Raw genomic sequence first — 22360 nt, forward strand, 5'->3', positions numbered from 1 at the left:
TTGGCGACGGAGATCGTTCCGGATGCGGACCCTGTCAACCTAGGCGCCGGTGGGAGAACCCCGCTATGCGTGTCCCGCGCACATCACTCGCCGGTTTTTGTATCCGCCGCTTGTTGCCAGGCCCGGTTGACGGCCGTGCGGAGCAGCGCCCTGGGGGCCGTCCGCAGCGCCGGAAGGGCCAGCTTGTACTGGATTCCGGGGACGCACAGGGCCCGGCCCGCCGCCACCGCGTCCAGCCCCGCGCGGGCCACGTCCTGCCGCCGCAGCCAGATCAGGTCGGGTCCGGCCGACTCGTCGGTGCGGGTGAATCCGGGGCACAGCGCGGTCACGTGCACGCCCTTGCCGATCACCTCGGCGTGCAGGCTCTCCGACAGCGCGACCACGTACGCCTTGGTCGCCCCGTAGACGGCGCTGCCGGGCGACGGGGTGAACGCGGCCATGGACGCCACGTTCAGCACGCCGCCCCTTCCGCGCCGGAGCATGTCCGGCAGGGCCGCGTGGGTGAGCCGCATCAGCGCCACCACGTTGAGGTCGATCTCCTTGAGCTGGTCGGCCAGGGGGATCTCGGCGAACGGACCGAACGCGCCGAACCCGGCGTTGTTGACCAGCAGGTCGACGGGCTCGCCGGCCAGGCGGCCGGTCACCCGTTCCAGCTCGTCGGGGGCGGTCAGGTCGGCGGGCAGGACCTCGACGCCGACCCGGTGGCGCGCCGCCAGCTCGTCGGCCAGCCGCCGCAGGAGGTCGCCGCGCCGGGCGACCAGCACCAGGTCGGTGCCGCGCGCCGCCAGCAGCCGCGCGAAGGCCTCGCCGATCCCGCTGGAGGCGCCGGTCACCAGAGCCGTCCGGAATTCCTGCCGCATGTCCCGGATGTTACTGCCGTGCCGTTCGGTGGCCGTGTTCTGTCGGAGGGCGCTGATAGCTTCTGAGGCTGCTCGTCACCGTCGTGAACCGGGGTGCCTCCGATGCTCGTCGCCCACGCCCTCTGGCACGGCGGCGCACTGTGCCTGTGGGCCGAACGCTCCGGGGACGGCGAGGCTCCGGACGGGGTGCATCCCTTCGCGACCAGTGACTTCGCGGGGACCTCGTACGAGCCGTTCACCCGCGGGGGCGCGTCGATCACCCTCGCGCTGCTGCTGCCGACCGGGGACGGGCGGCCCCTCCCCTCGCCCGAGCTGACCGCCGCACCGCCCGTCACGGGGCCGTCCGGCGGGGAGCCCGGGCTGCGGACCTGGCGGGTGCCCGCGGTGGCGCTCGACCCGTTCGCCGCGATGGCGCTGCTCCGGCACGCCGAGAACGCCGCCGACGTGGTGCCCGGCGGCGACCTGCGCTACCTGGTGCTGCTCGCCGACGTCGCCGCCGACCTGGTGCGGCGCGGCCGGGTGCTGCCGAGCCTGCGGCGGGAGGACGGCGATCCGGTCGCCCGCTGGCGGCCCGTCCCCGGCGACGCCGAACGCGTCCGCCGGCTGGCCGAGGCCATGCCCCCGGCCTGCCGCGCCGCCGACGGCGGCCGTCCGGCCGGCGAGGTGCTCCGCGAGGCCCTGGGCGGCCTGACCGACACGATCGTGCGCGGCGCCGTCCCGCACCCGCTGCTGCCGCCCCGCCGCGGCAGGGCCCCCGACCCGCTCCCCCTCGCCGAACGCTGGTTCGCGGCCCTCACCGGCCCCGACCCGCGGATCCGCCCCGAGACCGGCGACGACGTGGACGGGCTGGCCGCCGAGCTGGACGCCTGGGCCGCCTCCGCCGCCGGCCCGTCCGGCCCCCTGCGCACCTGCTTCCGGCTCGCCGAGCCGGAGCCGCCCGACGAGTCCTGGCGCATCGAGTTCGCCCTGCAGAGCACCGAGGACCCCAGCCTGTACGTGCCCGCCGCCACCGTCTGGGCGGGCGCGGCCGCCTCCCTGCCCGACGCCGAGCAGACCCTGCTGGCGGGGCTGGGCCGGGCGCTGCGCCTGTTCCCCGACCTGTCCCGGGCGCTGGACGGCCCCGCCCCCGCCGAGCTGCGCACCGACGTGACCGGCGCGTTCCGCTTCCTGCGCCGGGCCGCCCCGCTGCTGGCCGCCGCCGGATTCGGGGTCCTGCTCCCCCAGTGGGCGGGCCGGGCCAGGCTCGGCATGAGGCTCACCACCCGCACCCGGACCGAGCCGGGCGCCGTCGCCTCGTCGGGCTTCGGCCTGGGCGGCCTGGTCGACTTCCGCTGGGACCTGGCCGTGGGCGACGACCCCCTCACCGAGGAGGAGCTCACCGAGCTGGCCCGCCTCAAAGCCCCCCTGGTCCGCCTCCGCGGCCGGTGGGTCGAGCTGGACGAGGCCCAGCTCGAGGCCGCCCTGGAGTTCCTCCGGCAGCCCCGCACCGGCACCATGACCGCCGCCCAGGCCGTACGCGCCGCCGTCCACGCCGGCGACGAGACCCTCCCCCTCGTGGGAGTGGAGGCCGACGGCCCCCTCGGCGACCTGCTGTCCGGCGAGGCCGACCGCCGTCTGGTCCCCACCAAGACCCCCGAGGGCTTCAACGGAGAACTGCGCCCGTTCCAGGAACGAGGCCTTTCCTGGCTCAAATTCCTAAACAATCTGGGATTGGGCGGAATCCTCGCAGATGACATGGGAATCGGAAAATGCACATCCGAAGATGATCTTATTCTGATCAATGGCGTGCTCATCAAGGCCAAGGACGTCTGGGCACGCTTCGCCCAGCCCGAAGGGCATGACGGAGAAGGCGAGTGGGCGACTCCTCGCGAGCCACTGACGACCAATTCCATCGATAAGTCCGGGCGTCTGGTGACGGCTCGGGTGACCAGGCTCTACCGTCAGCACGTCCGGGAGCCCGTTCGCCGGATCAGGCTGGACGACGGCAGCCACATCACCGTCACCCGGCGGCATCGGCTGCTGGGCGTCGACGGCTGGACGCGGGACATCGAACCGGGCATGCGGCTGTGCGTTCCCGCGCGCCTTCTCCATGACGGCGCGCCGGTGGACGAGGACCTGACCGTGCTGCTCGCCTGGCAGATCGCCGAAGGCACCGAGTACCGCGAGGGCGACACGCGGATCTCCCAGAAGGACACCCGGGTGCTGTCGGACCTGCGCGAGCGTGTCCTGCGTGTCGGCGAGCGCTTCGACCTGCGTGTCAACGCCCCGACCATTCTCCCGGAGAGCGGCTCCCGCAGCTCGTGTCTCAGGATCTGCAGCAAGGAGTACGCCCGGTTCCTGGAGGACCGTGGATACCGCTGGGGCCGAGCCTCTGCGCACAAGCGGATCCCCGATTTCATCGTGGGTGCCGACGACACTACGGTCGCACTCTTTCTCCGCCATTACTTCGCCGCAGAGGGGTCCGTTCTCACCAGCACGCGGGTAGTCGAGATCAGCACCGCTTCCGTCATCTTGATGGAGCAGTTGTCCACAATGCTCCGGCGTTTCGGGATCTGGCTGCGGCACAAGACCAAGTGGAATGCCGCGACCAACGGCACCGGTATCAAGCGTCCCTATCAGGTGGGGATCATCGGCGGTCCCAGTCTCCGGCGTTTCCGCGAGCACATCGGCATCGCCGATCGGCTCAAGCAGGCCAAGCTCGATCTGCTGTGCGAGCAGCCGCACAACACGAACGTCGAGGGCGTGCCGGGCAGCGACCTCCTCCGCGAGGCCCGGGAGTCGACCGGACTCCCCATGCTGCACTTCGGAGTCGCCTGCGTGTACTTCCAGGGCACCCAGGAGATGTCGAAGGCGACCGCCGTGAACGCCGTCCGGGCGATGGACCGCATTCTGTCCGGCGAGGCGGCGGCGGAGTACGCGGCAGGGCCTCGCAACCGCTGGACTGCGCAGACGCTGGCCCGCTACGAGGGGTTGGATGAGATCGCGCTGCGGCGGATTCGGGACCGGCTGGACGAGCGTGCCTGTCGGGAGGTCTTCTACGCGAGGGTCGTCTCGGTGGAGGACGTGGAGTACGAGGGATACGTCTACGACTTCGAGGTCGCCGAGCACCACAACTACGTGGCGGGCGGCATGCTCTGTCACAACACGGCCCAAACTCTGGCGCTGCTCGCCGATGAGCGGGCCGGCGGACGGCAGGTCGCCCCGACCCTGGCGATCCTGCCGATGTCGCTGGTGGGCAACTGGCAGCGGGAGGCGGCCAGGTTCACCCCGAAGCTGCGGGTGTACGTGCACCACGGGAGCGGGCGGCAGCGGGGGGAACGGCTGGCGGAGGCGGTGGCGCGGGCCGACCTGGTGCTGACGACGTACGGGACGGCGGCGCGGGACGCCCGCATGCTGGCGGCGATCGAGTGGGGGCGGGTGGTCTGCGACGAGGCGCAGGCGCTCAAGAACAGCGGGACGCAGCAGGCGCGGGCGGTGCGGGGCATTCCGGCGCGCAACCGGATCGCGCTGACCGGGACGCCGGTGGAGAACCACCTGACCGAGCTGTGGTCGATCATGGAGTTCGTCAATCCGGGACTGCTGGGGCCGCGGGCGGCGTTCCGGGAGCGGTTCGCCGGGCCGATCGAGGAGCGCGGGGACCCGGAGGCGGTGGCGGCGCTGCGCCGGGTGACCGGGCCGTTCGTGCTGCGGCGGCTCAAGACCGACAAGTCGATCATCGCGGACCTGCCGGACAAGCAGGAGATCAAGGTCTACTGCAACCTGACCGCCGAGCAGGCGTCGCTGTACCAGGCGACGGTGGACGACATGCTGGCGCGGATGGCCGAGGCCGACGACGAGACGGCGCGGCGGGGCCTGGTGCTGGCGACGATGGCGCGGCTCAAGCAGGTCTGCAACCATCCGGCGCACCTGCTCAAGGACTCCTCGCGGCTGCCGGGCCGGTCCGGGAAGCTGGAACGGCTGGAGGAGATCTGCGCGGAGATCGTCGCGCAGGGCGAGAAGGCGCTGGCGTTCACCCAGTACGCCGAGTTCGGGTCGATGCTGCAGCCGTATCTGGCGGCGCGGCTGGGACGGCCGGTGCTGTGGCTGCACGGCGGGACGTCCAAGCGGCGGCGCGACGAGCTGGTGCGGCGGTTCCAGACCGACGACGAGCCCGCGGTGTTCCTGCTGTCGCTCAAGGCCGCCGGGACGGGCCTGAACCTGACCGCCGCCAACCATGTGATCCACATCGACCGGTGGTGGAACCCGGCGGTGGAGGACCAGGCCACCGACCGGGCGTTCCGGATCGGCCAGACCCGCAACGTGCAGGTCCGCAAGTTCATCTGCGTGGGGACGGTGGAGGAGCGGGTGGACGAGATGATCGAGCGCAAGAAGGCGCTGGCCGACAGCATCGTCGGCACCGGCGAGGAGTGGCTGACGAACCTGTCGGTGGCCGAGCTGCGCGACCTGCTGCGGCTGTCCCCCGAGGCGGTGAGCGACTGATGGCGTCCCGCGAGTTCCCCGAGTACGCCGCCCCGATCCCGGTGCGGGGCGGGATCAGGGCGCGCAGCGAACGCGGCTCGATCGGCGAGACCTGGTGGTCGCGGCGGTTCATCGACGTGCTGGAGTCGTTCGCCGACCGCAATCGGCTGCACCGGGGCCGGGCGTACGCGCGCCGCGGCCAGGTGATCGACCTCAAGGTCCGCCCGTACGAGGTCAGCGCCCGCGTGCAGGGCTCCCGCCCCGAGCCGTACGAGGTCGCCGTCGGCATCGCCGCCATCGGCGAGGACGCCTGGCGCGTGGTGGAGGCCGAGCTGGCGTCCCGCTCCGCCTACCGCGCCCTGCTGCTGGCCGGGGAGATGCCCAAGGAGATCGAGTGGCTCTTCGCCGAGCTGGACATCCCGCTGTTCCCCGAGTCGGCCCACGACCTGCACCTGATGTGCGACTGCCCGGACTACGGCGACCCCTGCAAGCACACCGCCGCCGTCCTCTACCTGCTGGCCGAGGCGTTCGACCGCGACCCGTTCCTGCTGCTGGAGTGGAAGGGCCGCCCCCGCGAACGCCTCCTGGCCGGTCTGCGCCGCGGCAACGCCGACGCCGCCCCCGACCCCTTCGACGTCGGCGACGAGCCCCTCACCGCGACCGGCTTCTGGGCACCCGGCGCTCCCTGGGCCGACCTGCGCGGCGACCGCCCCGCCGTCCCCACTCCGCCGGACCTGCTCCTGCAACTCCTGGACCCGCCCCCCGTCAAGGTCCGCCGCCGCCCCCTCATCGACGCGCTCGCCCCCGCCTACGAGGCCATGCCGGACGCCTGAGATCCCGGCGCCGTCCACGCCGGACGGTAACGGCGGGAGCACCGCCGAACCGGGCGCGAGGACGACGCGGGACCACGCGGATCCGGCCGCCCCCGCCCGGCTCGGCGGTACGGGTCAGCGGAGGTCGCCGTTGGTCATGCCGGGTGGGGTCGGCGGAAGGGCCACCAGGCCGAGTTCGGTGCGGCTGGCCAGCAGGGGGTGGCGCGGGACCACGCGGATGCTGTAGCCGAACGGGCCGGTGCGGTCCAGGGGGATGTCCCCGGTGTAGCGGACCCGGTTGTTCTCCGGGGTGACGGCGGTCAGCTCCAGGTAGGAGGGGGCGACGATCGCGTCGGAGGGGTCCACGCGGCCGTAGACGGCCTCCACGGCGACGTCGTCGGGGCTGAGCTCGCCCAGGGAGACCACCGCGCGGACGTTCAGGTGCGCGCCCACGTGGGGGCTGTCCTCGCCGGCGGACTCGACGTGGTCGACGGCGACGCCCGGCCAGGCCTTGGCGATCCTGGCCTTCCAGGAGGCCAGCTCCCGGGCCCCGGCGTAGCCGTCGGCGGCCATCGCCCGGGCCGAGGTCGCGGCCGGGGCGTACAGGTCGTGGACGTAGTCGCGGAGCATGCGGGTGGCCAGCACCTTCGGGCCCAGGGTGGCCAGGGTGTGCTTGACCATCTCCAGCCAGCGGCGGGGCAGGCCGGCGGCGTCCCGGTCGTAGAACATCACCGAGACGTGGTCGTCGATCAGCTCGTACAGGGCGGACGCCTCGAGCTGGTCGCGGCGGTCGGGGTCGGACAGGCCGTCGGCGGACGGGATGGCCCAGCCGTTCTGGCCGTCGAACCACTCGTCCCACCAGCCGTCCCGGATGGACAGGTTGAGGCCGCCGTTCAGGGCCGCCTTCATGCCCGAGGTGCCGCACGCCTCCAGCGGGCGCAGCGGGTTGTTCATCCACACGTCGCAGCCCTGGACCATCATCTGGCCGAGCGCCATGTCGTAGTCGGGCAGGAACACGATCCGGTGCCGCACGTCCTCGGAGTCGGCGAACCGGACGATGTCCTGGATCAGGCGCTTGCCGCCCTCGTCGGCGGGGTGGGCCTTGCCGGCGATGACGATCTGCACCGGGCGCTCGGGGTGGGTCAGCAGGGCGCGCAGCCGGTCCGGGTCGCGCAGCATCAGCGTCAGCCGCTTGTACGAGGGCACCCGGCGGGCGAACCCGATGGTGAGCACGTCCGGGTCGAGGGCGTCGTCGATCCACGCCATCTCGGCCTCGGACGCCCCGCGCTGCCCCCAGGACTCGCGCAGCCGGCGGCGGGCGTCCAGCACCAGCCGTTCCCGCAGCAGCCGGCGCACCCGCCAGATCTCCTGCTCGGGCACGTCCAGCACGCTGTCCCAGCCGCGGCCCTCCAGCACCGAGGGGGTCTCGCGGACGGCCAGGTCGAGGACCTCGCGGGCCACCCAGGTCTCGGCGTGCACCCCGTTGGTGATCGAGCCGATGGGGACCTCGGCGACGTCGAAGCCGCCCCACAGCCCGCCGAACATCTCCCGGCTGACCGCCCCGTGCAGCCGGGACACCCCGTTGACGCGCTGGCCGAGCCGCATGCCCATGACGGCCATGTTGAACACGGTGCGGTCGCCCTCGGGATAGGTCTCCTCCCCCAGCGCCAGCACCCGGTCGACGGGAACGCCCTCCAGCGCCGCCGAACCGCCGAAGTACTTGCCGATCAGCTCCCGGGGGAACCGGTCGATGCCCGCCGGGACCGGGGTGTGGGTGGTGAAGACGGTGCCCGCCCGGACCGCCTCCAGGGCCTCGTCGAACGACAGCCCGTGCTCGTCGACCAGTTCGCGGATGCGTTCCAGGCCGAGGAACCCGGCGTGGCCCTCGTTGGTGTGGAAGACCTCCGGGGCGGGATGCCCGTCGATCCGGCAGTAGGCGCGGATGGCGCGGACGCCGCCGATGCCCAGCAGCAGCTCCTGCAGCAGCCGGTGGTCGGTGCCGCCGCCGTACAGCCGGTCGGTGACGTCGCGGGCGGCCTGGTCGTTGTCCTCCACGTCGCTGTCGAGCAGCAGCAGCGGCACCCGCCCGATCCGGGCCAGCCAGACCTGGGCGTGCAGGGTGCGGCCCTCCGGGAGGCCGACCGCGACCCGCACCGGGGCGCCGTCGCCGGGCTCGCGCAGCAGGGTCAGCGGCAGCCCGCCCGGGTCGATCGCCGGGTAGTGCTCCAGCTGCCAGCCGTCCGGCGACAGCGACTGGGAGAAGTAGCCGTGCCGGTACAGCAGGCCCACCCCGATGATCGGCACGCCGAGGTCGCTGGCGGTCTTGAGATGGTCGCCGGCCAGGATGCCCAGCCCGCCGGAGTACTGCGGGAGCGCGGCGGTGATGCCGTACTCCGGGGAGAAGTAGGCGATGGCGGCGGGGGCGTCACCGTCCACCGCGGACTGGTACCAGCGCGGGGCGGTCAGGTAGTCCCGCAGGTCGTCCAGGGCGGCGTCGAGCCGGCGCAGGAACCGCCGGTCCTCGGCGAGCACCGCCAGCCGGTCCGGGGACACCTCGCCGAGCAGCCGGACGGGGTCGTACCGGACCGACTCCCACAGCGCGGGGTCGACCGAGCGGAACAGGTCCAGCGTCTCGTGGTGCCACGACCAGCGCAGGTTGCCGACCAGCTCCTCGAGGCCGCGCAGGCGTTCCGGCAGCACGGTGCGGACGGTGAATCGTCGGATTGCCTTCACGTCTGTTCACGCTATGCGCTGTACGCCACAACTCGCGACCCCTACCCCGTCAGATCACCCCAGGGGTTACCGAACACTGCCGTCGTAGATCGTTCACAACGTGTTCCGGCCGATGTGATGGGGGATGGCGGGATGTGCGGTGGTCTCCGGCCGTCCGGGCGGCCGCGCCGGGGCGATACCGCACCGTGGTCCGCCGCACGGACCGGCTTGGCGACACGCGCGCAAGAAGTTGCCGAAAGTTAACGCGGGCCACGGCGCGGTACGCCCCTGTAGGCGGGCATGTCCTCTCTGGATGATCGGGGGCCGGGCGAATCCGCCCGTTTTGGCGGCAAAGAACAGGTAAGGGGTGAGGCATGCGGGTGGACCAGAAGATGTCACGGGAACAGAACCGGCCCGAGAACCGCCCGGGCGCGCGCCGGGAGACGGCCGCGGCGCCCGACCCGGCGCCCGATCCGGCGCCCGATCCTGTGATCGGCCGGATCCCCATCCTGGACGTGCGGCCGGTGGTGGGCTGCGGGCGCTGGCCGGCCAAGGCGGTGGTCGGCGAGACGTTCGAGGTCAGCGCGACGGTGTTCCGCGAGGGCCACGAGAAGCTCGGCGCCGGGGTGGTGCTGCGCGATCCGCTCGGGACGGCCGGGCCGGTGCTGCCGATGCGCGAGACGGTGCCGGGCACCGACCGGATGGCCACCGAGGTGACGCCGACCGAGCCGGGCCTGTGGCACTTCCGGATCGAGGCGTGGGGCGACCCGATCGCGCACTGGCGGCACGACGCGCAGATCAAGATCCCGCGCGGCCAGGACGTGGAGCTGATGTTCACCGAGGGCTCCCGGCTGTTCGCGCGGGCCGCCGAGGGGCTGCCGTCGCACGAGCGGGCCCCGGTCGCCCGGCTGGCCCGCGACCTGGCCGACCCGACGATCCCGGGCGCCGACCGGCTGGAGGCGGCGCTGGCCCCGGACATCTACGACCTGATCGCCCGCTACCCCCTGCGCGAGCTGGTGACGACCAGCGAGTGGTTCCCGCTGGTGGTGCACCGCGAGCGCGCCCTGTTCGGCTCCTGGTACGAGTTCTTCCCCCGGTCCGAGGGGGCGTCGTTCGACCCGATGGGACGCCGCGGCCCGATGTCGGGAACGTTCCGAACGGCCATGAAGAGGCTGCCCGCCATCGCGGAGATGGGCTTCGACGTGGTGTACCTGCCGCCGATCCACCCGATCGGGCGGACGTTCCGCAAGGGACCCAACAACACCCTGACCGCCGGCCCCTACGATCCGGGCTCGCCGTGGGCGATCGGCTCGCCCGAGGGCGGGCACGACGCCGTCCACCCGGACCTGGGGACCATCGAGGACTTCGACGCGTTCGTGGAGCACGCCGGGGAGCTGGGCCTGGAGGTGGCGCTGGACCTGGCGCTGCAGTGCTCCCCCGACCACCCGTGGGTCACCGAGCATCCCGAGTGGTTCACCCACCGGGCCGACGGGACCATCGCCTACGCCGAGAACCCGCCGAAGAAGTACCAGGACATCTATCCGCTGAACTTCGACAACGACCCGGAGGGCATCTACCAGGAGATCAGGCGGGTGGTGCGGCACTGGATGGCGCACGGGGTGCGGATCTTCCGGGTGGACAACCCGCACACCAAGCCGGTGCCGTTCTGGGAGCGGCTGCTGGCCGACATCGCCCGCACCGACCCCGACGTGCTGTTCCTGGCCGAGGCGTTCACCCGGCCGGCGATGATGCACACCCTGGCCAAGATCGGGTTCCACCAGTCCTACACCTACTTCACCTGGAAGAACTCCCGCCACGAGCTGGAGGAGTACTTCCGGGAGCTGTCCGGGGACGCGGCGGTCTACATGCGGCCGAACGTGTTCGTCAACACCCCGGACATCCTCAACGAGTACCTGGTGCACGGCGGGCGCCCGGCGTTCGAGATCCGCGCGATCCTGGCGGCGCTGCTGTCGCCGACCTGGGGGGTGTACTCCGGGTACGAGCTGATCGAGAACGAGCCGGTGCGCCCGGGCAGCGAGGAGTACCGGGACTCGGAGAAGTACCAGTACAAACCGCGGGACTGGGCGGCGGCCGAACGCGAGGGCCGCTCCATCGCCCCGCTGATCACCAGGCTGAACGCGTTCCGGCGCGAGCATCCGGCCCTGCACCGGCTGCGCAACCTGCACTTCCACAGTCCCGACCAGCCCGAGTTGATCTGTTTCTCCAAGCGCCTCGAGGAGGACGCGGTGCTGGTGGTGGTCAACCTCAACCCGCACCAGGTCCGCGAGGCCACCGTGTACCTCGACATGCCGGCCCTCGGCATGGACTGGCAGGACCGCTTCACCGTGCACGACGAGCTGTCCGGCGAGTCCTACGACTGGGGGCAGGCCAACTACGTCCGTCTCGACCCGCACACCCACCCGGCCCACATCTTCACGCTCCGGAGCAGGAAGAATTGACAGACATCCCGTCCGCCGGCGTGATGCCGGAGGAGCTCAGCGAACTCGACGAGCAGGGCGCCGTGCAGGCCGCCGAGTCGTTCGGCGACGTGCCGTCCGACGCGGTGCAGCTGACCGGCGAGCCCATTCCCGACACCTTCACCCACGAGAGGCCCCGGGACCCGTACTGGTACAAGCACGCGGTGTTCTACGAGGTGCTGGTCCGGGGGTTCAGTGACTCCAACGGGGACGGCACCGGGGACCTGCGGGGCCTCATCGCCCGGCTGGACTACCTGCAGTGGCTCGGCATCGACTGCATCTGGCTGCTGCCGATCTACGCCTCGCCGCTGCGCGACGGCGGCTACGACATCAGCGACTACACCCGGATCCTGCCGGAGTTCGGCGATCTGGGCGACTTCGTGGAGCTGGTCGACGAGGCCCACAAGCGCGGCATCCGGGTGATCGCCGACCTGGTGATGAACCACACCAGCGACCAGCATCCGTGGTTCCAGGCGTCGCGGTCGGACCCCGACGGGCCGTTCGGCGACTTCTACATGTGGTCCGACACCGACGACAAGTATCCGGACGCGCGGATCATCTTCGTCGACACCGAGGTGTCCAACTGGACCTACGACCCGGTGCGCGGCCAGTACTACTGGCACCGGTTCTTCTCCCACCAGCCGGACCTGAACTACGACAACCCGGCGGTGCAGGAGGCGATGCTGGAGGTCCTGCGGTTCTGGCTGGACCTGGGCATCGACGGGTTCCGGCTGGACGCGGTGCCGTACCTGTACGCGCGCGAGGGCACCAACTGCGAGAACCTGCCCGAGACGCACGCCTACCTCAAGCGGGTCCGCGCCGAGGTGGACCGGCTGTACCCGGACCGGGTGCTGCTGGCCGAGGCCAACCAGTGGCCCGCCGACGTGGTGGAGTACTTCGGCGACCCGGCCACCGGCGGCGACGAGTGCCACATGGCGTTCCACTTCCCGGTGATGCCGCGGATCTTCATGGCGGTGCGGCGGGAGCAGCGCTACCCCATCTCGGAGATCATGGCGCAGACCCCCAAGATCCCCGAGAACTGCCAGTGGGGCATCTTCCTGCGCAACCACGACGAGCTGACGCTCGAGATGGTCACCGACGAAGAGCGCGACTACATGTACGCCGAGTACGCCAAGGACCCGCGGATGAAGGCCAACATCGGCATCCGCCGGCGCCTGGCCCCGCTGCTGGACAACGACCGCAACCAGCTCGAGCTGTTCACCGCGCTGCTGCTGTCGCTGCCCGGCTCGCCGGTGCTGTACTACGGCGACGAGATCGGGATGGGCGACAACATCTGGCTCGGCGACCGCGACAGCGTGCGGACCCCGATGCAGTGGACGCCCGACCGGAACGCGGGCTTCTCCAAGTGCGACCCGGCCCGGCTGTACCTGCCGCTGATCATGGACCCGATCTACGGGTTCCAGGCGGTGAACGTGGAGGCCCAGCAGAACAACCCGGGCTCGCTGCTGCACTGGACCCGCAAGATGATCGAGATCCGCAAGCGGCACCCGGTGTTCGGGCTGGGCAGCTACGTGGAGCTGCCGGCGTCCAACCCGAGCGTGCTGGCGTTCGTGCGGGAGTACGGCGACGACCGGGTGCTGTGCGTCAACAACCTGTCGCGCTTCCCGCAGCCGGTCGAGCTGGACCTGCGCCGGTTCGAGGGCTCGACTCCGGTGGAGTGCATGGGCGGGGTGCAGTTCCCGGCGATCGGCGAGCTGCCCTACCTGCTGACGCTGCCGGGCCACGGCTTCTACTGGTTCGTGCTGCCGCCGCCGGAGCGCCCCGTCGAGACCCCGGGAGCGACCGGGCAGGAACGGCCCGTCCCGCAGACCGACCCCCCGGCAGGAGACGAGGTGAGATGATTCGTGCGGCCGTCCGACCGCGACATCGAACAGGCCCTGATCGGCTGGCTTCCCCGGCAGCGGTGGTTCGCCGGCAAGGGCAGGGAGATCGCACAGGTCGAGATCGTCTCCGGCACGGAGCTGTCCGGGCCGGGCGCACCGCCCGGCCCGGACGGGCCCGAGCTGAGGCACACGCTGGTCGCGGTGCGTCAGGACGGTGCCCGCGATCTGTACCAGCTGCTGCTGGGATTCCGGCACCGGCTGCCCGACCGGCTGCGGTACGCCGAGATCCTGGCGCTGGACGGCATGCATGTCTACGACGCCGCGCACGATCCGGAGCTGACCGGTGTGCTGCTGGAGTGCCTGGCCGCCGAGACGCGGGTGGGGCCGCTGAGCTTCCACCGGGTCCCCGGCGCGCAGGTCGAGACGGGTCTCACCTCGCTGGCGGGCACCGCCGAGCAGAGCAACACCTCGCTGGTGTACGGCGAGACGTACATCTACAAGCTGTTCCGGCGGATCGTCCCGGGCGTGAACCCGGACCTGGAGCTGAACCTGGCGCTGACGGAGGCCGGGTGCAGGCACATCCCCCGGCTGTACGGCTGGGCGGAGATGCGCGTCGCCGACCAGGGCGAGGACCGCCCGGCGACGGTGGGGATGCTGTCGGAGTTCCTGCGCACGGCCTCCGACGGCTGGCAGCTGGCCACCACCAGCGTCCGTGACCTGTACGGCAGCCCGGCGGAGGTGTCCGCCGACCAGGCGGGCGGGGACTTCGCGGCCGAGGCGGAGCGGCTGGGCACCGCCACCGCCTCGGTGCACCGCGACCTGGCCGAGGCGTTCGGGGTCAGGCAGGTGCCGCCGCAGGCGCTGCGGGACGCGGCCGCCCGGATGGAGGACCAGCTGGACACCGCGTGCGCGGACGTGCCGGAGCTGGCCCGCCATGCCGAGCCGATCCGGGCCGCCTACAGGGATCTGGCGGAGCTGGAGAGGCCGGTGCCGGTGCAGCGGATTCACGGGGACTATCACCTGGGTCAGGTGATGCGGACCGATCGGGGGTGGGTGTTGCTGGACTTCGAGGGCGAGCCGGCTCGCACGCTGGCCGAGCGGCAGGCCCCGGCGCATCCGTTGCGGGACGTGGCCGGGATGCTGCGGTCGTTCGAGTACGCGGCGCGGTTCCTGCTGTCGGGGACGCCGGGTGTGCATCACCGGGAGTCCGACGCGGCGCAGCGGGCGCTGCTGGAGCGGCGGGCCAGGGAGTGGGCCGACCGCAACCGCAACGCCTTCTGCCGCGGCTACGCCGACGGCGGCGGGCCCGACCCGGGGGCGCATCGGGTGCTGCTGCGCGCGTTCGAACTCGACAAGGCCGTGTACGAGGTCCGGTACGAGGCGCGTAATCGGCCGACCTGGTTGCACGTTCCGTTGAGTTCGCTGCCCCATCTGACGACCTGACCTTTAACTCGCCTGAACCCCCCTTTGCAGTGATTGGGAAGTCGCCTGGCATATCCGCGCCAGGCGCATAGTCGGCCTGTGTCACCTAAGGGAGTGCTCAGTGCGGAATCTCAAAACATCGTGGGACCAACCGTCATCTAACGGGGCAAGACGCCATCAAGCAACGGGGAATCCCATGCACTCCCATAACCCCATGGCGGGCGCCGCCGACGGCTCCCGCGGCGCCCCGGCCCTCGGTCACCCGCCCCGGCTTGAACTGGCCGGACGCCGTGTCCAGTGGCCCACGGTCACGGCCGTGATACCGACCCTCAACGAGGCCGACAACCTGCGCTGGCTGATGCCGCGGCTGACCGCCGTCGACGAGATCGTGATCGTCGACGGGCAGTCCACCGACGGCACCGTGGAGGTCGCGCTGGCGATCCGGCCGGACGCGAAGATCATCGTCGAACCGCCGGCCGGAAAGGGCGCGGCGATGCGCACCGGAATGGCCGCGGCGACCTGCGACCTGATCATCATGCTGGACGCCGACGGCAGCATGGACCCGGCCGAATTCGATTCCTTCCTGGCGCTTTTGTGCCGGGGTTTCGACTTCGTGAAGGGGACCCGATACGGCTGCGGCGGCGGCTCGGACGACCTGACCGGGCTGCGCAGCCTGGGCAACCGGATGCTCACCCGGCTGGCCAACCTGCTGTACGGGCAGCACTGGTCGGACCTGTGCTACGGCTACGTGGCGATGCGGCGCGACGCGGTGCGGCGGCTGTGCCTGCGGTCCACCGGTTTCGAGATCGAGACCGAGATGTGCGTGAACGCGGTGCGCGCCGGGCTGCGGATCGCCGAGGTGCCCAGCCACGAGACCGAGCGCCGGTACGGCCAGTCCAACCTGAACACCTTCCGGGACGGCTGGCGGGTGCTCAAGACGATGGTCCGGCTGCGGTTCGCGGGGCCGCTGGAGCAGCCGGAGCCGGACGTCGCCCCGGCCGATCCGCTGCCCGCCCTGACCAGCGCCGAGTGAGGGCCGGGGCATGCGGATCACCGTGGTCCGGCCGGGCGAGCTCGGCCCGGCCGAACTGGACCGATGGCGGCGGTTGCAGCGTTGCGACCCGGAACTGGGCAACCCGTTCCTGGCGCCGGAGTTCACGCTGGGGGTGGGCCGGTTCCGCCGCGGGGTGCGGGTGGCGGTCGTGGAGGACGGCGGCGAGGTGGCGGCCTTCTTCCCGTACCAGGCGGGCCGCGCGGGGGTCGGCCATCCCGTCGGGTTCGGGCTGACCGACCTGCAGGGCATCGTCGCCCCGCCCGACCTGCGGCTGGACGCCCGGCGGCTGCTCAAGGAGTGCAGGCTCGGCGTGTGGGACTTCGACCACGTCCTGGCGCACCAGCCGACGTTCGCGCCGTTCCACACGGTGCGCCGCGCCGAGCCGGTGATGGACCTGACCGGGGGGTTCGAGGCGTTCCTGACCAAGGCGCGGGCGGCCTCCCCCAAGACCCACAAGACGATCCGTTACAAGGAGCGCAAGCTCGGCCGCGAGGTCGGTGAGCTGCGGTACGTCTTCGACTGCCGGGAGGCCGCCGAGCTGGACCGGCTGATGGCCTGGAAGTCCGCCCAGTACGTGCGGACGGGCCGCAGCGACCGGTTCGCCCGGCCGTGGATCGTGGCGCTGGTGCGGCACTTCCACGAGACCGGGTTCGGGGTGCTGAGCGTGCTGCACGCCGGGGACCGGCCGGTGTCGGCGCACTTCGGGCTGCGCTGCGGGACGGTGATGGCGGGCTGGTTCCCGGCCTACGACCCGGCGTTCGGCAGGTACTCGCCCGGCATGATCGGCCATCTGAAGCTGGCCGAGGGCTGTGCCGCGGCGGGCGTCACCGAGATCGCGATGGGCCGCGGCGGCAAGGAGTTCAAGGAGGGCCTGACCAGCCGGGAGATCCCGATCGCCGAGGGCCGGGTGGCCCGGCCGCTGTCGCGGTACGCGGCGGGCGTGGCGCTGCACTGGGCGCGCACCGCGCCGGTGAACAGGGCGCGCGAGGCCGTGCTCGGCGACCGCAGGCTCTACGACCGCGCTGACCGGCTGCTCAAGGCGTACGCCCGGCTGCGCTCGAGGCGGGCGGGGCGCCCATGAACATCTCGGTCGTGATCTGCGCGTACACCGAGCGGCGCTGGGACGACATCCTGGCCGCGGTGACGTCGGTGCGCGCCCAGCGGCACGCGCCGCACGAGATCATCCTGGTCGTCGACCACAACCCGGCGCTGCGGGACCGGCTGACGGCGGCGCTGCGGGACCTCGTGGTGGTGCCGAACACGCACGCCCGCGGCCTGTCCGGCGGCAAGAACACCGGGGTCGCGGCCGCCAGCGGCGACGTGGTGGCGTTCCTGGACGACGACGCGGTGGCCGCGCCGGGCTGGCTGGCGGCGTTCGCCAAGCACTACGACGACCCGGCGGTGGCCGGGGTCGGGGGCCGGACGCTGGCGCTGTGGCCGGGGTCGCCGTCCGCCGCGGAACTGCGGGACCCCGGGCATCCGCTGCTGAACGCCGCCGTCCCCGCCGAGTGCGGGCGGCGGCCCGGCTGGTTCCCCGCCGAGTTCGACTGGACGGTCGGCTGCACCTACGAGGGCATGACGCCGGGGCCGATCCGCAACCTGATGGGCGGGAACGCCTCGTTCCGGCGGGAGGCGTTCGCGGTGGCCGGGGGGTTCGCCGAGGGCATCGGCCGCACCTTCCACCGCCGGCCGCTGGGCTGCGAGGAGACCGAGTTCTGCATCCGGCTGCGGCAGCGCGGCCCCGGAGCGGAACTGGTGTACGACCCGGACGCGGTGATCTGGCATCGGGTGCCGCCCGAGCGCGCCCGGTTCGCCTACTTCCGCCGGCGCTGCTACGCCGAGGGCCTGTCGAAGGCCCTGGTCACCCGGAGCGTCGGCGCCCAGGACGGGCTGGCCAGCGAACGCGCCCACGCGCTGCGCACCCTGCCGCGCGGGGTCCGGCGCGGCCTGGTGCGGGCGGCGCGCGGGGAGGCCGCGGGGCTCGGGCGGGCCGCGGCCATCACGCTCGGGCTGGCGTGGACCACCTGGGGGTACGCGGTGGGCGCGGCGACCGTACGGCGCCCGCCGCGCCGGAACGCCGCGATGGCGGAGGCCCGGCGGTGAGCGCGGTGCCGGTGCTGATGTACCACTCGGTCAACCCGCGCCCGCCCGCCGCCACCCGGCGGCTGGCGGTGCACCCGGACGCGTTCGCCGAGCAGATGGCGCTGCTGGCGGACCGCGGGTTCACCCCGGTCACGGTGTCGGCGCTGGCGGCCGCGATGCGCGGGGCGGGCGCGCTGCCCGCGCGGCCGGTGGCGATCACGTTCGACGACGGGTACGCCGACTTCCACGAGCACGCGCTGCCGGTGCTGGCCGACCGGGGGTTCACCGCGACGGTGTTCGTGACCACCGGCTGGCTGGCCGACGCGGGCGAGACGGCGGCGGGCCGGCCGCTGGACCGGATGCTGGCGTGGTCGCAGGTCCGCGAGGCCGCCGGCGAGGGCGTCGAGATCGGCGGGCACAGCCACAGCCACCCGCAGCTCGACCAGCTCCCCGGCCCGGCGCTGGCCGACGAGCTGATCCGCAGCAAGGACCTGCTGGAGCAGCGCCTCGGCCGCCCGGTCGCCACGATGGCCTACCCCTACGGCTACTCCAGCCGGCGGGTGCGGCGGGCGGTCGCGGCGGCCGGATACCGCTCGGCGTGCGCGGTGGCCAACCGGCTGCCGCGCGGGGAGAACGTGCTGGCCCTCCCCCGGCTCACGGTGCGGTGGGGCATGGGGCCGGAGGCGTTCGCGCGGGTGGTGCACGGCACGGCCCTGACCCGGACGTACGCCGTCGACCGCGCCCTGACCAGGGGGTACGCGGTGGTGCGCCGGGTCCGGTACGCGGCCCGGAGGGCGGTGCGATGAGGACGGCCGAGCGGGCCCGGCCGCGGGCCGGGCGCAACCCCGTGCAGGCCGTGATCAGCGGGGTGCGCGGCGACATGGCCAACCCGCTGTTCCGCAACGCCTACGCGCTGGTCGCCAACGGGGCGTTCACCGGGCTGCTGGGGCTGGCGTACTGGACGCTGGGCGCGCTGCTGTACGACCACGACCCGGGCGTGGTCGGCCGGAACTGGGCGGTCATCCAGGCGATCATGTTCGTCGGCGGCGTGACCATGCTCAACTTCCTGCTGATCAGGTTCCTGCCGCAGACCGCCCGGGCGGCCGGGCGGCTGGTGCTGGCCTGCTACGGCATCGGCGCGTCGGCCGCCGCGCTGCTGGCGGTGGGGTTCTGGCTGGTGGTGCCGTCGCGGGCGCCGGTGTACGGGCATCTGGGCGCGGTGAGCGCGGGCCTGTGGTTCGCGCTGCTGGCGGTGGCGTGGAACCTGTTCAACCAGCAGGAGGCGGTGTTCACCGGGTTGCGGCGCGCCACCTGGGTGCCGGTGGTCAACCTGGCGTTCGGGGCGGCCAAGATGGCGCTGCTGGTGGTGCTGGCGGCGACGCTGCATCCGGGTGACGGGATCGTGCTGTCCTGGTTCATCCCGGTGCTGGTGGCGCTGGTGCCGGTCAACGCGTTCATCTTCGGCCGGCTGATCCCCCGGCACCGGGTGGAGAACGCCGGGCGCGGGGAGCGCCCCACCCGCCGGGACATCGTCCGCTACTTCGGCGGCGGCTGGCTGGGGGGCGTGTTCCAGTACGCCGCGATCAGCCTGATCCCGATCGTGGTGACCGCCCACCTGCACGACGACGCGGTCAACGCGTACTTCCAGATGGCGTGGGCGCTGGGGATGATGCTGGAACTGCTGGCGATCACCCTGTCGCTGTCGCTCACGGTGGAGGGGGCGTTCGACCCCTCGGTGCTGGCGGCGGCCACCCGGGCGGCGCTGCGGCGCACGTTCATCCTGATGACGCCGACCGTGGTGCTGGTGGTGGCCGTCTGCCCGGCGGCGCTGGAGCTGCTGGGGCACGGGTACGCCGCCGAGGGCGCGCCGCTGCTGCAACTGCTGGCGGTGGCGATCCTGCCCAAGGCGCTGATCGAGATGTACGTCGGGGTGCTGCGGGTCCGCTCCCGGACCAGGGTGATCGCGGCGGTGCAGGGGGCGCGGTTCCTGGGGGTGCTGGCGCTGGTGCCGCTGCTGTTCGACGGGCACCGTCTGGCCACGATCGGATGGGTGGTGCTGGGCGTGAACACCGTGGTGGCCGCGGCCATCGCGCCGTCGCTGCGGCGGGCCTGCACCGCTCCGGCGCGGGGCGGTGCGTGATGGTCACGCTGCGCGAGGAGCGGGAGGCCCCGCCCTCGGCCGAGCCGCCCGCGCGGGTGCGGCCCGTCCCCCGGGACCGCGCCGTCGTCGCGCTGGTCGTGAGCTTCCTGGCCGGGCTGGCGCTGTACTGGGTGCCGCTGCGCGGGGTGGACCTGGCGGCGATGAACGGCTACGGGCTGGTCTCCGTGCTGCCGATCGCCACCCTGGCCGGGGCGTTCGTGCTGGTGGTGACGTTCTTCGCCACACTGGCGCTGGACCGGCCGCGGCGGGCGCTGCTGGCCGTCCAGCTCGTGGCGCTGGTGTGCGCGCTGCACGGGCTGGCCCCGGCGCTGGAGGAGCTGGCCCGGCCGCCGACCGCCTGGCAGCACCTGGGGTTCGTGGAGTACATCACCCGGACCGGCGAGCCCCACGTCATGCTGGACGCCCGCTACAGCTGGCCGGGGTTCTTCGCCGCGGCCGGCTTCGTCACCCGCGCCGCCGGGATCGAGGACCTCGAGCCGATCATGCACTGGTCCCCGGTGGGGCTGGAGCTGCTGTACCTGGTGGCGTACTACCTGGTCCTGCGGGTCATGTGGGCCGACTGGCGGGCCAAGTGGACCGCCGCCTGGCTGCTGGTGGCCGCCGACTGGGTGGGGCAGGACTACTTCGCCCCGCAGGGCCTGGGGTTCGTCCTGTACCTGCTGCTGCTGGGGATCCTGCTCAACTGGTTCATGCCGCACCGGGACGAGCCGGCGTGGCGGCCTGGGCGCAGGCGGTTCCCGTTCGGGCCGGCGGGGCTGATGACCCCGGGCGAACGGCGGGTGGGACATCCGGGGCCGGGCGAGCGGACGGCGGCGTTCGCCGTGGCGCTCGGGATCTTCGCGATCACCGTGGCGACGCACCAGCTCACCCCGTACCTGATGCTGTTCGCCGTGACCGGGCTGGTCCTGGTGGGGCGCTGCGCGCTGCGGGGGCTGCCGATCCTGATGGCGGTGCTGACCGCGTCGTGGATCGGCTACATGGCCAAGGCGTACTGGGAGGGGCAGAGCGACAGCCTGTTCTCGGGGATCGGGAACCTGTTCGACACCCTGGGCTCGAGCGTCGCCGGGCGGGTCACCAAGAGCAGCGCGGAGCTGGCGGCGGTCCAGCAGACCCGGATCCTGATCGCGGTGGCGGTGGTGTCGCTGGCGTTCTGCGGGCTGTACCGGCGGCGGCGCCGGCGGTTCGACGACCGGGCGGCGATGGTGCTGCTGCTGGTGCCGTTCCTGGCGATCGGGCTGCAGAACTACGGCGGCGAGATCACGCTGCGGGTGTACCTCTTCGTCCTGCCGGGCGCGTGCCTGCTGATGGCCTACCTGTTCTTCCCGACCGCGTTCCCGGTGGCGCGGCCGGTGCGGGCGGCGGGCGCGGCGGCGGTGTGCGGGCTGCTGGTGGCCGGGTCCTTCCTGTTCGTGCGGTTCGGGAACGAGAACTTCGAGCAGGTCAGGCCGGGCGAGGTGCAGGCGTTCCACGAGATGCTGCGGCAGGCCCCGCAGGGGCGGATCAACCTGGTGTGGCAGACCGGGCTCAAGGGCCCGATGGGCGCGTTCCCGCAGGCCCCCTGGGGGCTGTCGTCGCAGGAACGGTGGGACTACACCGAGTTGCAGGCGCCGCGGCGGCCGGAGGACATCAGGCCGATCCTGAACGCCCTCAAACGGCAGCCCGGCGGCTACTTCCTCACCACGCGGAGCAACGAGGAGTACAACCACTACTTCTTCGCGCTGCCCGAGGACTACGGTCCCCGGCTGGTGAAGGCCCTGGAGTCCTCACCCGAACTGCGGCCGGTCTTCCGGCACCGGGACGCCGACGTCTTCGCCCTGCGCACGCAGCCGGGGCCGGCGCCGCAGGTGACGCCGCCGCTTCCGTTCGAGGTCGGCAGGACCGCCTGGACGCAGGTGGGTGTCCTGTCCACGGTGCTCCTGACGATCGTGCTGGTCACCCGCGAGGTCGCCCGGATCCGGGGGCGGCTGCCGCGCCGTGGCGCCCACCCGGTGCTGCGCGGCTTCGGCTACGCGACCTGGCCCCTGGTGGCCCTGTGCCTCTTCGTCATCTTCGAACGCTTCCACGTACTGGGATCGTGATGCCGTCGTCCCCCCGTCCACCGCTCGTCCTGCTCACCGCCGCTGCGGGTCTCGCCGGGGCGGTGCTCACGCTGCTGGGCGACACGTCGCCGTACGCGGGCTGGCTGACCCTGCTGTTCCTGCTCACCGCCCCCGCCCTGGCGACCTGGCCGCTGCTGCCCCGCCGGTCCCCCCTGGCGCGGGCGATCGTGGCCGGCTCCATGACGATCGTGGTGAACGTCGCCGTCGCCCAGGTCATGCTGTCGCTGAACCTGTGGTCCATCCGCGGCGGCGTCGCGGCCGTCCTGGCGATCTGCCTGCTACTGGCGATGCTCGACGTCGTCCTGACCCGGCGGACGGCGGACGCCGGGCCGATCGATGACCGGCCCGAGGAGGAGGACTGGATCTACGAAGGCTGACC

General features: G+C 72.5%; 13 protein-coding genes and 2 pseudogenes. 13 read left to right on the forward strand and 2 right to left on the reverse strand.

Annotated elements, in window-relative coordinates; translation table 11 throughout:
* Nucleotides 1-83 precede the first annotated feature (83 nt).
* Nucleotides 84-860 (reverse strand): SDR family NAD(P)-dependent oxidoreductase, encoded by a 777-nt coding sequence (locus HNR21_RS31095; RefSeq protein ID WP_182707956.1) that lies wholly within the window; start codon nt 858-860, stop codon nt 84-86.
* A 615-nt stretch (nt 861-1475) separates the two neighbouring features.
* Here HNR21_RS31095 and HNR21_RS36800 point away from each other — a divergent pair.
* The 3 genes and pseudogenes from HNR21_RS36800 to HNR21_RS31110 all read left to right on the forward strand — a co-directional run.
* A pseudogene (locus HNR21_RS36800) lies at nt 1476-3944 on the forward strand (SNF2 helicase-associated domain-containing protein); the annotation flags it as partial.
* A 60-nt stretch (nt 3945-4004) separates the two neighbouring features.
* Nucleotides 4005-5339: pseudogene (locus HNR21_RS36695) on the forward strand (DEAD/DEAH box helicase); the annotation flags it as partial.
* On the forward strand, nt 5339-6151 hold the full coding sequence (locus tag HNR21_RS31110; RefSeq protein ID WP_182707957.1) for an SWIM zinc finger family protein: 813 nt from the start codon (nt 5339-5341) through the stop codon (nt 6149-6151). The pseudogene HNR21_RS36695 and the gene HNR21_RS31110, both read left to right, overlap by 1 nt.
* Before the next feature lie 114 nt (nt 6152-6265).
* Here HNR21_RS31110 and glgP read toward each other — a convergent pair whose 3' ends face one another.
* Nucleotides 6266-8863, reverse strand: a complete 2598-nt coding sequence (glgP, locus tag HNR21_RS31115; protein ID WP_182707958.1) for an alpha-glucan family phosphorylase — start codon at nt 8861-8863, stop codon at nt 6266-6268.
* A 467-nt stretch (nt 8864-9330) separates the two neighbouring features.
* Here glgP and HNR21_RS31120 point away from each other — a divergent pair, with 467 nt between their 5' ends.
* The 10 genes from HNR21_RS31120 (at nt 9331) to HNR21_RS31165 (ending at nt 22358) form a co-directional block, all read left to right on the forward strand.
* Nucleotides 9331-11301: an alpha-1,4-glucan--maltose-1-phosphate maltosyltransferase gene (locus HNR21_RS31120; protein WP_198679637.1), complete on the forward strand. Its 1971-nt coding sequence runs from the start codon at nt 9331-9333 to the stop codon at nt 11299-11301.
* 104 nt (nt 11302-11405) lie between these two features.
* A complete protein-coding gene (gene treS, locus HNR21_RS31125; protein WP_233359173.1) occupies nt 11406-13181 on the forward strand; it encodes a maltose alpha-D-glucosyltransferase in 1776 nt (591 codons plus the stop codon).
* A gap of 3 nt (nt 13182-13184) precedes the next feature.
* On the forward strand, nt 13185-14606 hold the full coding sequence (locus HNR21_RS31130; RefSeq protein WP_182707959.1) for a maltokinase N-terminal cap-like domain-containing protein: 1422 nt from the start codon (nt 13185-13187) through the stop codon (nt 14604-14606).
* A 295-nt stretch (nt 14607-14901) separates the two neighbouring features.
* Nucleotides 14902-15618, forward strand: a complete 717-nt coding sequence (locus tag HNR21_RS31135) for a glycosyltransferase family 2 protein (RefSeq protein ID WP_233358573.1) — start codon at nt 14902-14904, stop codon at nt 15616-15618.
* Between the two features lie 10 nt (nt 15619-15628).
* Nucleotides 15629-16720, forward strand: coding sequence for a GNAT family N-acetyltransferase (locus HNR21_RS31140; protein ID WP_182707960.1), 1092 nt, complete (start codon nt 15629-15631; stop codon nt 16718-16720).
* Entirely contained in the window at nt 16717-17742 is a 1026-nt protein-coding gene (locus HNR21_RS31145) for a glycosyltransferase family 2 protein (protein ID WP_182707961.1), read from the forward strand. Before HNR21_RS31140 ends, HNR21_RS31145 begins: the two co-directional genes overlap by 4 nt.
* Nucleotides 17739-18527 carry a polysaccharide deacetylase family protein gene (locus tag HNR21_RS31150; protein WP_312881439.1) on the forward strand — a complete coding sequence of 263 codons (789 nt, stop codon included), beginning with the start codon at nt 17739-17741 and terminating at the stop codon, nt 18525-18527. The genes HNR21_RS31145 and HNR21_RS31150 overlap by 4 nt, the downstream gene beginning before the upstream one ends.
* Entirely contained in the window at nt 18524-19861 is a 1338-nt protein-coding gene (locus tag HNR21_RS31155) for a lipopolysaccharide biosynthesis protein (RefSeq protein ID WP_182707962.1), read from the forward strand. Before HNR21_RS31150 ends, HNR21_RS31155 begins: the two co-directional genes overlap by 4 nt.
* Entirely contained in the window at nt 19861-21960 is a 2100-nt protein-coding gene (locus HNR21_RS31160) for a hypothetical protein (RefSeq protein WP_182707963.1), read from the forward strand. Before HNR21_RS31155 ends, HNR21_RS31160 begins: the two co-directional genes overlap by 1 nt.
* The gene (locus HNR21_RS31165) at nt 21960-22358 is read left to right on the forward strand and encodes a hypothetical protein (protein ID WP_182707964.1); all 399 of its coding nucleotides are present in this window, start codon (nt 21960-21962) and stop codon (nt 22356-22358) included. The genes HNR21_RS31160 and HNR21_RS31165 overlap by 1 nt, the downstream gene beginning before the upstream one ends.
* Nucleotides 22359-22360: the final 2 nt, after the last annotated feature.

The sequence above is a fragment of the Thermomonospora cellulosilytica genome, from assembly GCF_014138835.1.
GTDB lineage: Bacteria > Actinomycetota > Actinomycetes > Streptosporangiales > Streptosporangiaceae > Thermomonospora > Thermomonospora amylolytica.

Excerpts from the sequence above, each read along its gene's own strand:
- HNR21_RS31110 (WP_182707957.1), top strand. The coding sequence starts at position 5,339 with ATGGCGTCCCGCGAGTTCCCCGAGTACGCCGCCCCGATCCCGGTGCGG.
- HNR21_RS31155 (WP_182707962.1), top strand. The coding sequence starts at position 18,524 with ATGAGGACGGCCGAGCGGGCCCGGCCGCGGGCCGGGCGCAACCCCGTG.
- HNR21_RS31165 (WP_182707964.1), top strand. The coding sequence starts at position 21,960 with ATGCCGTCGTCCCCCCGTCCACCGCTCGTCCTGCTCACCGCCGCTGCG.
- HNR21_RS31160 (WP_182707963.1), top strand. The coding sequence starts at position 19,861 with ATGGTCACGCTGCGCGAGGAGCGGGAGGCCCCGCCCTCGGCCGAGCCG.
- HNR21_RS31140 (WP_182707960.1), top strand. The coding sequence starts at position 15,629 with ATGCGGATCACCGTGGTCCGGCCGGGCGAGCTCGGCCCGGCCGAACTG.
- HNR21_RS31145 (WP_182707961.1), top strand. The coding sequence starts at position 16,717 with ATGAACATCTCGGTCGTGATCTGCGCGTACACCGAGCGGCGCTGGGAC.
- HNR21_RS31095 (WP_182707956.1), bottom strand. The coding sequence starts at position 860 with ATGCGGCAGGAATTCCGGACGGCTCTGGTGACCGGCGCCTCCAGCGGG.